The organism is Martelella alba, assembly GCF_005217455.1.
GTDB lineage: Bacteria > Pseudomonadota > Gammaproteobacteria > Enterobacterales > Enterobacteriaceae > Acerihabitans.
This window is the reverse complement of the sequence record NZ_SZPQ01000004.1, coordinates 133790-149983: the sequence shown is the minus strand read 5'-3', so window position 1 is coordinate 149983 and position 16194 is coordinate 133790. Positions and strand designations below refer to the sequence as shown.

At 55.9% G+C, this 16194-nt stretch carries 11 protein-coding genes; 3 read left to right on the top strand and 8 right to left on the bottom strand.

Features of this window, described 5'->3' with window-relative positions; genetic code table 11:
• Positions 1 to 288: 288 nt before the first annotated feature.
• From lpxK to serC, 8 genes are all read right to left on the bottom strand, one after another.
• Complete coding sequence (lpxK, locus tag FCN80_RS06305; RefSeq protein ID WP_230492522.1) at positions 289 to 1323, bottom strand: tetraacyldisaccharide 4'-kinase; 1035 nt, start codon at positions 1321 to 1323, stop codon at positions 289 to 291.
• A complete protein-coding gene (gene msbA, locus FCN80_RS06300; RefSeq protein WP_136989130.1) occupies positions 1286 to 3037 on the bottom strand; it encodes a lipid A ABC transporter ATP-binding protein/permease MsbA in 1752 nt (583 codons plus the stop codon). Before msbA ends, lpxK begins: the two co-directional genes overlap by 38 nt.
• A gap of 37 nt (positions 3038 to 3074) precedes the next feature.
• Positions 3075 to 5387, bottom strand: coding sequence for a ComEC family protein (locus FCN80_RS06295; protein ID WP_136989128.1), 2313 nt, complete (start codon positions 5385 to 5387; stop codon positions 3075 to 3077).
• Positions 5388 to 5631: 244 nt separating this feature from the next.
• Positions 5632 to 5919, bottom strand: coding sequence for an integration host factor subunit beta (gene ihfB / locus FCN80_RS06290; protein WP_132922646.1), 288 nt, complete (start codon positions 5917 to 5919; stop codon positions 5632 to 5634).
• 95 nt (positions 5920 to 6014) lie between these two features.
• Entirely contained in the window at positions 6015 to 7691 is a 1677-nt protein-coding gene (gene rpsA / locus FCN80_RS06285; RefSeq protein ID WP_136989126.1) for a 30S ribosomal protein S1, read from the bottom strand.
• A gap of 146 nt (positions 7692 to 7837) precedes the next feature.
• Entirely contained in the window at positions 7838 to 8527 is a 690-nt protein-coding gene (gene cmk, locus FCN80_RS06280; protein ID WP_136989124.1) for a (d)CMP kinase, read from the bottom strand.
• 178 nt (positions 8528 to 8705) lie between these two features.
• Positions 8706 to 9992 (bottom strand): 3-phosphoshikimate 1-carboxyvinyltransferase, encoded by a 1287-nt coding sequence (aroA, locus tag FCN80_RS06275; RefSeq protein WP_136989123.1) that lies wholly within the window; start codon positions 9990 to 9992, stop codon positions 8706 to 8708.
• Positions 9993 to 10086: 94 nt separating this feature from the next.
• Entirely contained in the window at positions 10087 to 11172 is a 1086-nt protein-coding gene (serC, locus tag FCN80_RS06270) for a 3-phosphoserine/phosphohydroxythreonine transaminase (protein WP_136989121.1), read from the bottom strand.
• Between the two features lie 676 nt (positions 11173 to 11848).
• Between serC and focA the strand changes: the two genes are divergently transcribed.
• From focA to pflA, 3 genes are all read left to right on the top strand, one after another.
• Entirely contained in the window at positions 11849 to 12706 is an 858-nt protein-coding gene (gene focA, locus FCN80_RS06265) for a formate transporter FocA (RefSeq protein WP_136989111.1), read from the top strand.
• Between the two features lie 56 nt (positions 12707 to 12762).
• Positions 12763 to 15045 carry a formate C-acetyltransferase gene (gene pflB / locus FCN80_RS06260; protein ID WP_136989109.1) on the top strand — a complete coding sequence of 761 codons (2283 nt, stop codon included), beginning with the start codon at positions 12763 to 12765 and terminating at the stop codon, positions 15043 to 15045.
• A 182-nt stretch (positions 15046 to 15227) separates the two neighbouring features.
• On the top strand, positions 15228 to 15968 hold the full coding sequence (pflA, locus tag FCN80_RS06255; protein WP_136989107.1) for a pyruvate formate lyase 1-activating protein: 741 nt from the start codon (positions 15228 to 15230) through the stop codon (positions 15966 to 15968).
• Positions 15969 to 16194 lie beyond the last annotated feature (226 nt).

Below are 16194 nucleotides of genomic sequence, written 5' to 3'. Positions count from 1 at the left end.
AGCATAATGCGCGCCTCGCCGGGAATGACTACGGCGTTATCCACCCTGCCTATTATAATGGTCGGGCTTGCCTATCATTTTTTTTGCTTGGGATGATTGCTATCCCCCAGGGAACGGCGTAATATTTTTTCTGTGAGGTACATCACAATTTAACAATTCCAGAGACAAACCTGCCATGAGAACACTTAATAAAATTATTGCTTTGTTCGCTAACTTTAGCCACTAAGCAAAAACATCGCACTGTCGGCCCGGTCATTTGACCGGGCCGATTGTTTTCAGGATAAAGACCTATCTATCCCCTGCCTTGGAACGATAACCTGCAATGCACCGCTCGACGGAATCGAGCAGTCTTTGTGCGTCCTGGGCCGGCAACTCGGCCTCAACCGGGACATACCACCAGTTTTCCCGCGCAAATGCCCGGCATTTCACCGCGTCCTTTTCAGTCATGACCAACGCCTGGTCCGATGTCGCCAAGGCGATAAGCTGTTCAGGTCGATACGGCTGATGATCGGCGAAAGATACCTCGCGCCGCGGCGTTATCCCTGCGTCTCTGAGCGTGGCGAAAAAGCGCGGTGGGTGACCGATACCGGCCATCGCCACCACCGACGGCAGTTGCCCGAGCCCACAGCGCCGGCCATCCAGGAGATTAACCGCTTCCCCGGCGCGCAAAACCATGGGAATTTCACCCGGCCCCGTCTGGCCGCCGTTGACAATAACCGCCGCCACGCTCTTTAACCGGCCCGCTCGCTCGCGCATAGGGCCGGCCGGCAACCACCAACCATTGCCAAAACGGCGTCGGCCGTCAACGACCACCCACTCGAGATCGCGAGCCAACGCGTAATGCTGCAAGCCGTCGTCGGTGACCACCACATCCAGCGGCGCATGCCGCAGTAAAGCCGCCACGGCTTCGGCGCGGCGCGGCGAAACCGCCACCGGCGCGCCGGTACGCTGGTAAATGAGCACGGGTTCATCCCCCGCCTGCGCCGGCGTCGTCGTCTCGTCCAGACAAAGCGGATAGTGTTCGGCCCGTCCGCCATAACCCCGGGATACGACGCCCACCCGCCAGCCGCGCCGTTGCAGGCCGACCACCAGCCAAAGCACCAGCGGGGTTTTGCCATTGCCGCCCGCCGTCAGATTGCCCACCACCACGATAGGCACAGGGAAACGCGCCACCTTGCGCCATCCCAAGCGATAAGTCAGCCTGATACATTGACTGACCAGCCCGTACAGCCAGGAAAGCGGCAGCAGCAACCGATACCAGCCTGAATCGCCGGACCAGAGACGCTCAATCATTGCCGAACTGCAAACGGTGAAGTTGGGCATAAGCGCCTTTATTCGCCAGCAATACCGCATGTGAACCACGTTCCACGATGCGGCCATCCTCCACCACCAGGATTTCATCGGCTTTTTCAATGGTCGACAGGCGGTGGGCGATCACCAGGGAAGTCCGGTTTTTCTGCAACTCATCCAGCGCTTTCTGTATGGCGCGCTCCGATTCGGTGTCAAGCGCCGAGGTGGCTTCGTCGAGGATCAGGATAGGACAATCGCGCAGCAGGGCGCGAGCGATGGCGATACGCTGGCGCTGGCCGCCGGAGAGCAACACGCCGTTTTCGCCGATAACCGTATCCAGGCCGTGTTCTAATTTTTCAATGAAATCCATGGCATAAGCCATCCGGGCCGCTTGTTCGATTTCCACTCGCGAATAGCGTTCCTTGCGGGCATAAGAAATATTATTGGCGATGGTATCGTTGAACAGATGGACGTTTTGCGAAACCAGCGCCACTTGATCACGAAGCGACGACAGGGTGTATTCGCGCAGATCGTAACCGTCAAGCATCACCTGCCCTTGCTGAACATCGTAAAAACGCGCCAACAAACTGGCGATGGTGGATTTGCCGGAACCGGAACGGCCCACCAGCGCCACCGTCTTACCTGAGGGGATGGTCAGGCTGACATCCCGCAAGGCGGGATCCTCGCACCCGGGGTAGGCGAACGTGACATGGCGGAATTCGATATTGCCTTCGGCGCGTTCGATAACCCGCGTGCCGTCGTCTTTTTCCTTTTCCATATCCAAAATGGCGAACAGTGTCTGGCAGGCGGCCATACCACGCTGAAATTGCGCATTGACGTTGGTCAGGGATTTCAGCGGACGCATCAGAGCGATCATTGAGGAGAACACAACCGTGATGGTGCCCGCGGTAAGATTTTGCATCACGCTGGGGAAACTGGCGGCGTAGAGGACGAACGCCAGGGCCAGGGAAGCGATGAACTGAATCACCGGATCGGATACCGAGGAGGCCGACACCATTTTCATGCCTTGTTGACGCATGCGGTTGCTGACCTTGTTAAAACGTTCGGTCTCCACTTGCTGACCACCGAAAATAAGCACTTCTTTGTGGCCCTTCAGCATTTGCTCGGCGCTGGTGGTCACCTGCCCCATGGTATTTTGCATGTTTTTGCTGATATTGCGAAACCGCCTGGAGACCTGGCGGATAGCCACCGAAACAATGGGCGCAATCACCACCAAAATCAGCGAAAGTTGCCAGCTGTAATAAAACATCATGACAAAAAGGCCGATAATCGACGCGCTTTCTCGAATAACGGTGATTAACGCCCCAGAGGAAGATGACGCCACTTGTTCCGAATCATACGTGATACGCGACAACAGCGTGCCCGTGGATTGCTGATCGAAGAAAGCCACCGGCATCGCCATCATATGGCTGAACAGGCGTCGACGCATATGCATGACGACTTTGCCGGAAACCCAGGACACGCAATAGCTTGAGATAAAGCTCGACACGCCCCGCACAATCATCAGGCCGATAACCACCAGCGGCATCCAAATCAAAATACGGCTGTTGGTTTTGCCGAATCCATCATCTAAAAGAGGCTTGAGCAGCGATAGCATCAGAGTATCGCTGGCAGCATTGAGAATGAGTGCAATTGCCGCGGCAATCAGGCCCGTTTTGAACGGAGAGATCATCGGCCAAAGGCGACGGAAAGTATGCCATGTGGAGAGATCTTTATCATTTAGCATTTAATTAACCAACGCTTAGACTAAATAGCCGACTATTCTACCCATTATCCGAGCGGACGCCAAACCACTGGTGATACCAACGCGGCATAATTTGCTGCCGATAACCTTTTATTTCCCATCCATCGGCATAGAAGCGAACGCTGATCTGTCCGGAGCGGGCGGTATCGTGCCATTCAATGCCCATTTTGCGGTAACGTTCTTTTATGGCCGGCGCGGGCAGGCGCCATGGACTAAATCGCGCCGCCGACGTCAGGGCCGCCCGCGGCCGGACCGCTCGCAAAAAGGGCCGGGTGGAAGAGGTTTTACTGCCATGGTGGGGGACTTGCAGAATATCCGCTTGCAGCTTGCGGCCCAGGGTTTGTACCAACGCTCTTTCCGCCTGCGCCTCAATATCGCCGGTAAGCAAAACCCGATGTCGGCCATCGTCGATTTTGATGACACAGGAATGATTATTGTTGGCGCGGTGTACCCTTTTTGGCGGCCAGAGTACCTCGAAACGCAGCCCCTGCCACATCCATGTTTGTCCGCGCAGGCAAGGCCTGTGATTCGCCGCCCGATAGGAACTGGCCACCGGCGCGTGGGGATAAATCCGCTTTAGCGTTTGCAGGCCGCCGATATGATCTCTGTCGCTATGGCTAAGCCAGATACCGTCCGGCGTCAGGCCGCGCCATTTGAGATAAGGCACGATATCGGTTTTGCCGATGTCCCCTCCCGTCCAACTGATGCCCGTGTCGTAAATCAACGCCTTGCCGTCGCGCTCCACCATAACGGCCAGTCCGTGTCCCACATCCAGCATGTCCAGCCGCCAGCGCGGTCGATGCCCCTCCCGCGACAGGAATAACAGCGCGGCGATCACCAGAATATTGAGTGGGTAGCCTCGCCACCAGCCGAAACGCCAGCCCGCCACCGCCAACCAGCCGCCGACGCTCACCAGCAGCCCGGTTTCGGCCAAATCCCGCCAGCCGCGCTGAAAAAACGGTAACGGCTTGAATACCCAGGATAAAGAGCAATCGGCCAGCCACCACAGACTGTAACTTGCCATGGGAAACATGGCAAAGCACAGCGCGGCCAGAATCAATGGCGTCGTGATAAAGGAAATGAGCGGAACCGCCCAAAGATTGGCCGGTAACGATAAAAGATTGGCGCCATGGAATAAACCCCATTGCAGCGGTAGCAGCAACAACGTCATGCCGGCTTGTAGGTGCAGCCAGCGCAAGGCGCCCCAGCGCCACCCCGTCTGGCAACGTTCCGGCAATGGCGCCCATTGGAACCAGAAAATGAGCGCCGATACCGCCAGACAAGATAACCACAGGCTGGTTGATAATATGCTCAGCGGATCGCTTATCACAATCAGCGCCACGCACCAGAGCCAGATTTGCCAGGCACTGCAGTGGATCCCGCGGATGCGTAGCGCAATCCACAAGGTCAACGCGATAAGCGCCCGGACAGCCGGGAAATTGGCGCCGGAGATCCAGACATATCCCGCGGCGCTCAACCAACTTACCATGAGCGGAAATGCCGGCGTGATCCAGCGCATCGGCAGGAAAAATTGTCCCCCCCGCGCGGCCAGCCAGCCAAACAGCGCGGCCAGGGAAATATGCAGGCCGGAAATCGCCATAAGATGCGCTGTGCCGGTTTGCTGCAACTGTAAACGGTCGACCTCCGGTATCCGCCGGCCTTCGGCGAAGGCCAGCGCAAGCAGTATAGAAGGCCAGTTCAGCCGATCGAGATGGGATTGCGCGTCACTGACGATGCGTTGCCGCAGACTGCACCGGCTGTCGATAACACTGGCGTGCAGGACCCGCCCGGTTAGCGGTCGGTGATTGGCCAAGGCCCAGCGCTGGCTGTCGAAACCGCCCTCGTTAAGCCGGCCATGTTGCGCGCGAAGCGATAAGGTCATATGCCAACGCTGCCCGGCGCACCAGGGGTCCGGCATCGAAATCCCCTGTATCGCCGCATAGGCCGGTGGAAAAATCCGCCGTTGGCCGACTTGTAGAATTTTGATGACCGCCCCATGACGTGGGTTGCCATTTTGCCGCATTTTGCTTTTCGAACCGCTTGGTTCTCCGGCAGCCAGATGAATACTGACGATTTCCGCCTGAACCGAAATTTTGGCGCGGGTCAATTCGGTCGTTTGCTGCAACAGAAAGCCGGCGCTCCAGCAGCCCCAAATAAAGGCGGCCAGCGCCACACCAACCAGCAAGGCGAAATACACACGGCTTAGCGCCAGTAGTAAGGATAGGGCCAACAGAACATATAGCGTTGCAACGCCAGGCAACTGCGGCAGGACCGTTAACGGCAACAAGCCCAGGATAGCGGACAGCGCCAGGTGGTTAAGCGATAGCGGCATGGATTGGACCGGCGGAGAAATAATGGCCGAGTGTCGGCTATCAAGGGGGCCGAGCGCCAGTGTCCCGCACGCATTTACCGGTAACGATTAGAAAATTGTCCGCGCCGTTGCCTGGACAGACAAAAGTCTGCGTCGGCGCCCGCAAAACCCCGGGAGCACGCGCAAGGAGGGGGAGCAAAAAAAAGACACCCGAAGGTGTCTTTCTGGCGAGGATTCGCATGCCGACGGCCAGGCGTCGAAGACATCACGAACCATAGATATTGGCGCGATCGCGCAGTTCCTTACCGGGTTTGAAATGTGGAACATACTTGCCTTCCAGTTCCACTTTGTCGCCGGTTTTCGGATTGCGTCCGACACGCGGGGCACGGTAGTGAAGCGAAAAACTGCCGAAACCGCGGATTTCAATGCGTTCCCCACTGGCGAGGGTGGTCGCCATATGTTCAAGCATTTCTTTAACCGCATCCTCAACAACTTTAGCCGGTATATGGGCGTGCTGGCCAGCAAGTCTTTCAATAAGTTCAGACTTGGTCATAATTCCTCCAAGTTCGCGCACTATTCCGTTTCCGGTCAAACACGCGACTCACTTAGCTACCGTCCGGGAGCGGCCGTGACGCCGCTCCCCCTCAATTATTCGCCTTTAGCCGCTTTGAATGCTTCAGCCATGGCATTGGAGAAATTGCCAGTCTCTTCCTGCTTGCTATTCACGGAAGCAATGGCGTCTTTCTCGTCTGCTTCGTCCTTGGCACGTACCGATAAACTTACTACGCGGTTTTTACGATCGACGCCGGTGAATTTCGCTTCGACATCGTCGCCGACATTCAGAACCAGTGTCGCGTCTTCAACGCGGTCACGTGAGGCTTCGGAGGCACGCAGATACCCTTCCACGCCGCCCGCCAATTCAACTGTAGCACCTTTTGCGTCCACTGCGGTAACTTTACCGGTAACGATAGCGCCTTTCTTATTCAAAGACAGATAGTTATTGAACGGGTCTTCCGCCAGTTGCTTGACGCCCAGGGAAATACGCTCACGTTCGGCGTCGACCTGAAGCACCACGGCAGCGATTTCATCGCCCTTCTTGTATTCGCGCACGGCTTCTTCGCCGGCCACATTCCAGGAGATGTCGGACAGGTGCACCAGACCGTCGATACCGCCATCCAGACCGATGAAGATACCGAAGTCGGTGATGGATTTGATTTTGCCTTCGACGCGGTCGCCCTTATTATGGGTTTCGGCGAACTGCTGCCACGGATTGGGTTTGCATTGCTTGAGGCCAAGGGAGATGCGACGGCGTTCCTCGTCGATATCGAGTACCATGACTTCCACCACATCGCCCACGTTGACCACTTTGGACGGATGGATGTTCTTGTTGGTCCAATCCATTTCGGAAACATGCACCAGACCTTCGACGCCTTCTTCGATTTCAACGAAGCAGCCATAATCGGTCAAATTGGTGACACGGCCGGTCAGGCGGGTGCCTTCCGGATAACGTTTGGCGATAGCGACCCACGGATCTTCGCCGAGTTGCTTCAGGCCCAGGGAAACACGGGTGCGTTCGCGATCGAACTTCAGCACCTTGACCGTGATTTCGTCGCCGACATTGACGATTTCGCTCGGATGCTTGACGCGTTTCCAGGCCATATCGGTAATGTGCAGCAAGCCGTCGACGCCACCCAGATCAACGAAGGCGCCATAGTCGGTAAGGTTCTTGACGATACCTTTGACTTCCATGCCTTCCTGCAGGTTTTCCAGCAATTGATCGCGTTCGGCGCTGTTTTCGGATTCAATAACCGCGCGACGGGAAACCACGACGTTATTGCGTTTCTGGTCCAGCTTGATCACTTTAAACTCAAGCTCTTTGCCTTCCAGGTGCAGGGTGTCGCGTACCGGGCGCACATCGACCAGCGAGCCGGGCAGGAACGCGCGGATGCCATTCAGTTCAACCGTAAAACCGCCTTTGACCTTGCCATTGATGATGCCGGTTACGGTCGCGGCTTCTTCATAGGCTTTTTCCAGCATCAGCCAGGCTTCATGGCGTTTGGCTTTTTCACGGGACAGCAGCGTTTCGCCGAAGCCGTCTTCCACCGCGTCGAGCGCAACGTCGATTTCATCGCCGACCTGGATTTCCAGTTCGCCCTGCGCATTCCTGAATTGTTCGGCCGGAATGGCGGATTCGGATTTCAGGCCGGCATCGACCAGAACGACATCCTTATCAATGGAAACAACGGTGCCGCGCACGATTGAACCGGGGCGGGTTTCGATTTCTTTCAGGGATTCTTCAAAGAGTTGAGCAAAAGATTCGGTCATATTGAATAATCTTCAGGTGTTTTGAGTAACGTCCATCCGGCATCCTGCTTGATGGGGTTGTTTTACACGCCCCGTCGCCTGTCCATGCGACGGGGGAATTCATTCTGGTTTGTCAAACCGGCTGCCTCGGCAAGCCGCCAACCGCGCTAGGACCGGGACGGCGCCAGTATCTTCCGGGAATACGCCAGCGCGCGATCGATGACTTCATCGATGGACATGCTGGTGGAGTCCAGCACCAGGGCATCCGGCGCGGGCATCAATGGCGCGACCGTCCTCCCCCTGTCTCGGGCGTCCCGTTCTTTTATCTCAGATAAAAGGCGTTCAAAGTTAACACTAAACCCCTTTTCCTGCAACTGCCGCATGCGCCTGAGCGCCCTTTCCTCCGGCGAAGCGTCGAGGAAAATCTTCACCGGCGCGTCGGCGAATACCACGGTCCCCATGTCGCGTCCGTCGGCAATCAGCCCCGGCTCTTCGCGAAAAGCGCGCTGGCGGCGCAACAGCGCCTCGCGCACCCGGGGAAACGCGGCGATTTTCGAGGCGGTGTTGCCAACGGTTTCAGTCCGGATTTCCTGCCCAACGTCTTCACCTTCCAGGATAATTCCCAGTTCTCCATCCATTACGTTGAAATGAACGTCAAGATGAGCCGCCAGGGGCACCAGAGCGTCTTCGGCCCCGATATCCACCTGGTGGTGCAGCGCCGCCAGCGCCAGAACCCGGTATATGGCCCCCGAATCGAGCAAATGCCATTGCAGTGTTTCCGCCAACGCCTTGCACAGCGTACCTTTCCCTGCGCCGCTGGGTCCATCGATGGTAATCACCGGGACTTGTGCTGTCATTGTTGTCTTCTCCTCTTCGCGGGCTATTCCATTTCCATTATTCGACATTTCATACGCCGCATTATACGCATCATTATGGAACAAAGCTTACCCTTACGCATGGCGGCGGCGAAATTAGGATATGTCGCCGCTTCGCCCCGGGCCGGGCGCATAATGCAGCCGGCGCGGCGCCAGGGTGTTATGCCGGCGTGCTGATGGCGGCCAACTGCGAGAAATAGTCCGGGAAAGTCTTATGGGTGCATTGCGGATCGAGGATGGTGACCGGCGTGTCCGATAACGCCACCAGGGAAAAGCACATCGCTATCCGGTGATCGTTATAAGTATCGATACGGGTGTATTTCAACGCTGGCGGCGGCGTGATTTCAATACTGTCGCGTCCTTCCACCACCTCGGCGCCCACTTTGCGCAATTCGGCGGCCATGGCCGCCAGGCGGTCGGTCTCCTTCACCCGCCAATTATAGATGTTGCGCAAACGGGTGGTTCCCTCGGCGAACAGCGCGGTAGTGGCGATGGTCATGGCGGCGTCGGGTATCGCGTTCATATCCATATCCACCCCATGCAATTCGCCCCGGGTGCATTCGATAAAATCGTCGCCCCAGCGGATTTGCGCGCCCATGCGTTCCAGAACGTCGGCGAAATGAATGTCGCCTTGCACGCTGCGGCGGCCTATGCCGGTCACGCGCACCGTGCCGCCGCGAATAGCCGCCGCGGCCAGGAAATACGACGCGGAAGACGCATCGCCTTCAACCAGATAATGTCCCGGAGAGCGGTATCCGTTGTTGCCCGCGATGTAGAAGACCCGGTAATCGTCATGGGTAATGGCCACGCCAAAGGCGCTCATCAGCGCCAGGGTGATATCGATATAGGGCCGGGAAACCAGTTCGCCCTTGATGCGGATTGTCGTATCGCCGGCCGCCAGCGGCGCCATCATTAGCAATGCGGTCAGAAATTGGCTGGAAACGCTGCCGTCCACCTCGATATCGCCGCCGCGAAACCCGCCGCGCAGCCGTAGCGGCGGATAATTCTCCTGTTCCAAATAGTGTATGTCGGCCCCCCCCTGGCGCAGGGCATCCACTAAATGTCCGATGGGACGCTCCTTCATGCGCGGCTCTCCGGTCAGGACGATGTCATGGGCGGCCAGGCACAATGCGGCCGCCAACGGCCGCATCGCGGTACCGGCATTGCCGAGAAACAATTCCAGCGGCGCGTTTGCGGTCAGGGCCGCCCCCCGCCCCTCTATCTCGCATTGCCGCCGATCGTCGCTAAGACGGTATGTCACGCCCAGTGCGGTCAATGCCGCCAGCATATGCCGCACGTCATCGCTATCGAGCAAATTGGTCAGCCGGGTCGTCCCCTTGGCCATGGCGGCCAACAGCAGGGCCCGGTTGGAAACGCTTTTCGATCCGGGCAGATTCACGGTGCCATTGATATATGCCACCGGTTGTAAGGTCAGGGAATCCTGCATGTGAAACCTATTCTTTGTCATCATGAAATCAATGACCCCGGCGCGGGACGGGGTCATTGGTCGTGGAACGGGAAGCCGCCGGAGCGGATCCGGTTTAGCCGTGACGTTTGGCGAAATCGGCCATAAAGCCCACCAGCGCTTCAACGCCTGCCAGCGGCATGGCATTATAAAGGGAAGCGCGCATACCGCCTACCACACGATGCCCTTTAAGGGCATGCAGCCCCGCCGCGACCGATTCTTCCAGGAACACTTTATCCAGGGCGGCATCCGCCAGCAGGAAGGGAACATTCATGCGCGACCGATTGGCCGGCGCCACATCGTTGCGGTAAAAATCGCTATGATCGATAAAACGATACAGCAGATCGGCCTTGGCCTGATTCCGCTTATCCATCGCCTCCAGGCCGCCCTGGGCCTTGAGCCATTTGAACACCAGGCCGGACAGGTACCAGGCGAAGGTTGGCGGGGTATTGAACATGGAATCGTTTTCCGCCAGAACCTGGTAATCCAGGATTGAGGGCAACTCGCGCCGGGCCTTGCCCAGCAGGTCTTCGCGCACGATAACCAGCGTCAGGCCGGCCGGACCAATATTCTTTTGCGCCCCCGCATATATGACGCCGAACCGGCTGACATCCAGCGGCCGGGATAATAGCGTGGAAGAATAATCCGCTACCACGACGTTGTCGCCAAAATCGGGCAATTCATCTATGGCCAAACCGTCGATAGTTTCGTTGGGGCAATAATGAACATAGGCGCCGTCGCCGGACAACGGCCATTCGCTCATAGGCAGGACGGCGCGCAGACCGTCGACGCGGGTTTTGATATCGATAACCCGCGGGTCGCAATACTTACGCGCCTCGGCCACCGCGCTGTGCGCCCAATAGCCCCCGTCGATATAATCGGCGCTGGCCGCACCGCCCAGCAGGTTCAGCGGAATCGCGGCGAATTGCGCGCGAGCGCCGCCATGGCTGAATAACACTTGGTAATTATCAGGGATCATTAACAGATCGCGCAAATCCCGTTCGGACTCTTTCGCCACCCCGATGAACTCTTTGCTGCGGTGGCTGATTTCCATGACCGACGTGCCCAATCCGTGCCAGTCAAGCAATTCCTGCTGCGCCCGTTGCAGCACTTCCGTCGGGATCATCGCCGGGCCGGCGCTAAAATTATAAACCTGATTCATTTCCCCTCACCCAAATAGCCCTAAAAGGTATTTACCCGTCATACGTCAAGTTAACGCTTAACCACCGCGTCCGCGCATCCCGGCCGCATTATCAGCCATGTCCCTGGAACGCGCTGACTAGCCGTCGCGATGCCGCTTGCGGTATGTAAACTATTACAGCCTGTCCCCACGTTTTTATCACTCGCTTCCAGGTGTCGCAACGGTTATCGGTTAACTTGCGCATTTTCACCGTTTTAACGCGATTGCGCCGGATATCGCCCCGTATTTCACGCCAGAAGGATGAGGGCGCATCGTGGTTAGGATTTGGAGATGCCGGCGTTATAAGCGCCAACCCATTTCGATCGGCGGCAAACGCCGGGTGCCGGGCTTCGTCCCGCGCTTGTTGTGTTAAGGTAAAGATGTGACGGGATAACGAATCCATCTGAAACAAAATCGCCACATATCGAGCTTATCATTAACGGGAAAAGGGGGCTAAAAATGCCTTTTTCAAATCTTTGTGTAAATTTTAAAATATATTTTTATTATTTAAATCAATATATTATGCGCTAGTTTATTTGTTTTACCCCCCCGGAACGGTCCGCAGTTCCGGCCACCATGATCCATGTCAATTTTTGCTCTATACTGCTTTGTTAGAATTAACACGTGAATTATTTGCATATCTAGCGAGAGAGTTAGTGTGAAAGCTGACAACCCCTTTGATTTACTTTTACCCGCCGCCATGGCGAAAGTCGCAGAAGAAACCGGTGTGTATAAAGCGACGAAACACCCGGCGAAGACGTTTTTCCTGGCGATTACCGCGGGCATTTTCATTTCCATCGCCTTTGCTTTTTATATTACCGCCACCACCGGCACGGCCGCGATGCCTTATGGCATCTCCAAGCTGATTGGCGGCGTCTGTTTCTCCTTGGGGTTGATGCTGGTCGTGGTCTGCGGTGCCGATTTGTTCACTTCCACGGTGCTTATCGTGGTGGCCAAGGCCAGTGGACGGATTACCTGGGGGCAACTGGCACGCAACTGGGTCAACGTCTACATCGGCAACTTGTGCGGCGCGCTGGTTTTCGTCGCCCTTATCTGGTTCTCCGGAGAACATATGGTCGCCAACGGCGGCTGGGGTCTTAATGTCTTGCAAACCGCCGATCACAAGGTTCATCATACCTTTATCGAAGCGGTTTGTCTGGGGATTATGGCCAATTTGCTGGTCTGCCTGGCGGTCTGGATGAGCTATTCCGGACGCAGTCTCACCGACAAGATGTTCGCCATGATTTTTCCGGTTTCCATGTTCGTTTCCAGCGGTTTTGAGCACAGTATCGCCAATATGTTCATGATCCCCATGGGTATCGTCATTAAGAATTTCGCTGGGGCGGATTTCTGGAAGGCCATCGGGATGGCGCCCGAACAATTTTCGCATCTTACCGTGAGCCATTTCGTACTGGATAATCTGATTCCGGTTACGATCGGTAACATCATCGGCGGTGGCTTGTTGGTAGGATTGATGTATTGGGTAATTTATCTGCGCGGCGGTGAAAAACATTAAGTTAGTCCGCCGTAAAGCCGGATTTTAAAAAATCCATGTTAGAAGGTAGGTATAAAATGACCGATCTGAATGAAAAACTTGCCACAGCCTGGGAAGGTTTTACCAAAGGTGACTGGCAGAACGAAGTCAATGTCCGCGACTTTATCCAGAAGAACTATACCCCTTATGAAGGCAATGAAGCCTTCCTGGCGGGCGCCACTCCCGCCACCACGGCTCTGTGGGCCAAAGTGATGGAAGGCATCAAGATCGAAAACCGCACCCATGCGCCGGTGGATTTCGATACCGATGTCGCCTCTACCATCACCGCGCATGACGCCGGTTATATTGATAAGAAGCTGGAAAAGATCGTCGGCCTGCAAACCGATGCGCCGCTAAAACGCGCCATTATTCCGTTCGGCGGCATCAAGATGATCGAGAATTCCTTCAAGGCTTACAACCGTGAGCTGGACCCGGAAATCAAAAAGATCTTTACCGATTACCGCAAGACCCACAATCAGGGCGTGTTCGACGTTTATACTCCCGATATTCTGCGTTGCCGCAAAACCGGCGCCCTGACCGGCCTGCCCGACGCATACGGCCGTGGTCGCATTATCGGCGATTATCGCCGCATCGCGCTGTATGGCATCGACTATCTGATGAAAGATAAGTTCGCCCAGTTCACCTCGCTGCAAAGCAAGCTGGAAAGCGGCGAAGATCTGGAAGCCACCATCCGCCTGCGTGAAGAAATCGCTGAACAGCATCGCGCTCTGGCTCAAATCAAGGAAATGGCCGCCAAGTACGGCTGCGATATCTCCAGCCCGGCCACCAATGCCCGTGAAGCGGTTCAATGGACCTATTTCGGCTATCTGGCCGCCGTTAAATCTCAGAACGGCGCCGCCATGTCCTTCGGCCGTACGTCGTCTTTCCTGGATATCTTCATTGAGCGCGACCTGAAAGCCGGCAAACTCACTGAAGAAGATGCGCAGGAACTTATCGACCATCTGGTGATGAAACTGCGTATGGTGCGTTTCCTACGTACCCCGGAATACGACGAACTGTTCTCCGGCGACCCGATCTGGGCTACCGAGTCTCTGGGCGGTATGGGCGTTGATGGCCGTACCCTGGTGACCAAAAACAGCTTCCGTTTCCTAAACACCCTTTACACCATGGGACCGGCGCCGGAACCGAACATGACCATTCTGTGGTCGGAAAAACTGCCGTTGAACTGGAAGAAGTTTACCGCCAAGGTTTCCATTGATACTTCGTCCATCCAGTATGAAAACGACGATTTGATGCGGCCTGACTTCAACAATGACGACTACGCCATTGCCTGCTGCGTCAGCCCGATGGTGGTCGGCAAGCAGATGCAGTTCTTTGGCGCCCGCGCCAACCTGGCCAAGATGGTTCTGTACGCAATCAACGGCGGTATGGACGAAAAGGCCAAAATCCAGGTCGGCCCGAAAACCGAACCGATCAAGGATGCCGTACTCAATTACGATGTCGTGCTAAACCGTATGGATCATTTCATGGACTGGCTGGCCAAGCAGTATGTCACCGCCCTGAACATCATCCACTACATGCACGATAAGTACAGCTATGAAGCTTCGCTGATGGCGCTGCATGATCGCGACGTTTATCGTACCATGGCTTGCGGTATCGCCGGTCTGTCCGTTGCCGCCGACTCGCTGTCCGCCATCAAGTACGCCAAGGTTAAACCGGTTCGCGATGCCGACGGTATGGCCGTTGATTTCGAAATCGAGGGTGAATATCCGCAATTCGGCAACAACGATGCCCGCGTTGATGATATCGCCTGCGACCTGGTTGAACGTTTCATGCGGAAAATCCAGAAACTGCCGACCTATCGCAATGCCACGCCGACTCAGTCCATCCTGACCATTACCTCCAACGTGGTGTACGGCAAAAAGACCGGTAATACGCCTGACGGACGCCGTGCCGGCGCACCGTTCGGACCGGGCGCCAACCCGATGCACGGCCGCGATCAGAAAGGCGCCGTCGCCTCGCTGACCTCTGTCGCCAAACTGCCGTTCGCCTATGCGAAAGACGGTATTTCTTATACCTTCTCCATCGTGCCTAAGGCACTGGGCAAGGACGAAGACGTACGCCGGGCCAATCTGGCCGGTCTGATGGACGGTTATTTCCATCACGAATCCGGCGTTGAAGGCGGTCAGCACCTGAACGTCAATGTCATGAACCGTGAAATGCTGTTGGCGGCCATGGAACATCCGGAAGATTACCCGAACCTGACCATCCGTGTGTCCGGTTATGCGGTGCGCTTCAATTCCCTGACCAAGGAACAGCAGAAGGACGTCATTACCCGGACCTTTACCGAGTCAATGTAAGTTTCCTTCGCGGTCTGAAAAGGCGTAAAATAAAGGCTCCACGCAAGTGGGGCCTTTTTATTCTCGCCGATGCGCTACCGGCTTTATCGCGATACGCCTCCGGTCAGATTGTTTTGGTTAGCGGCACATTATAAGGCGTTAAGCCAAAATACATTTCCCGCAAAGATGGAGAAAACCCCGCAATGTCAGCTATTGGTCGCATCCATTCATTTGAATCCTGCGGAACCGTCGATGGTCCCGGTATTCGGTTTATCGTTTTTTTCCAAGGCTGCCTGATGCGCTGTCTTTACTGCCACAACCGGGATACCTGGGATACTCACATCGGTCGTGAAGTCACGGTGGAAGAAATCATGAAAGAGGTGGTTTCCTACCGGCACTTTATGAACGCCTCGGGCGGCGGCGTCACCGCGTCGGGCGGCGAGGCCATCCTGCAGGCCGAATTCGTCCGCGACTGGTTTCGCGCCTGCCATAACGAGAACATCACAACTTGCCTGGATACCAACGGTTATGTGCGGCGTTATGATCCTGTTATTGATGAGTTGCTGGACGTCACCGATTTGGTCATGCTGGACATCAAAGAGATGAACGACGACATCCATCAGAATCTGGTGGGCGTGTCCAATCACCGAACACTGGACTTCGCCCGGTATTTACAGAAGATCAACAAACGGACCTGGATTCGTTATGTGGTGGTGCCGGGTTGGTCGGATGATGACCGGTCGGTGCATATGTTGGGGGAATTTACCAAGGATATGCAAAATATCGAGAAAATCGAGCTGCTTCCCTACCATGAGTTGGGCAAGCATAAATGGATCGCCATGGGGGAAGAATACAAGCTGGAGGGCGTCAAGCCGCCCAGCACCGAGACCATGGAGCGGGTTAAAGGTATCCTGGCCGGGTATGGCCACAAGGTCATGTATTAGGCCTTCGGGCGTTCCGCTCAGGCCGTTTGCTCCCCACCGCGCCCTCTTCCGGGGCGCCGCCTTTTCGCCCTGTCAGCCATAGCGGCGTAACACGCTGTCCTCTCACATGTTTTGTCAATTAACCTTTTTTGGTTTACATGCTTTTTTACCAAAGTCGCTCATTTTTTTTCAGAGAACTGGCAAATGATCCCGTATCATGGTTGCTTTGGTAATTAATATGATCGCT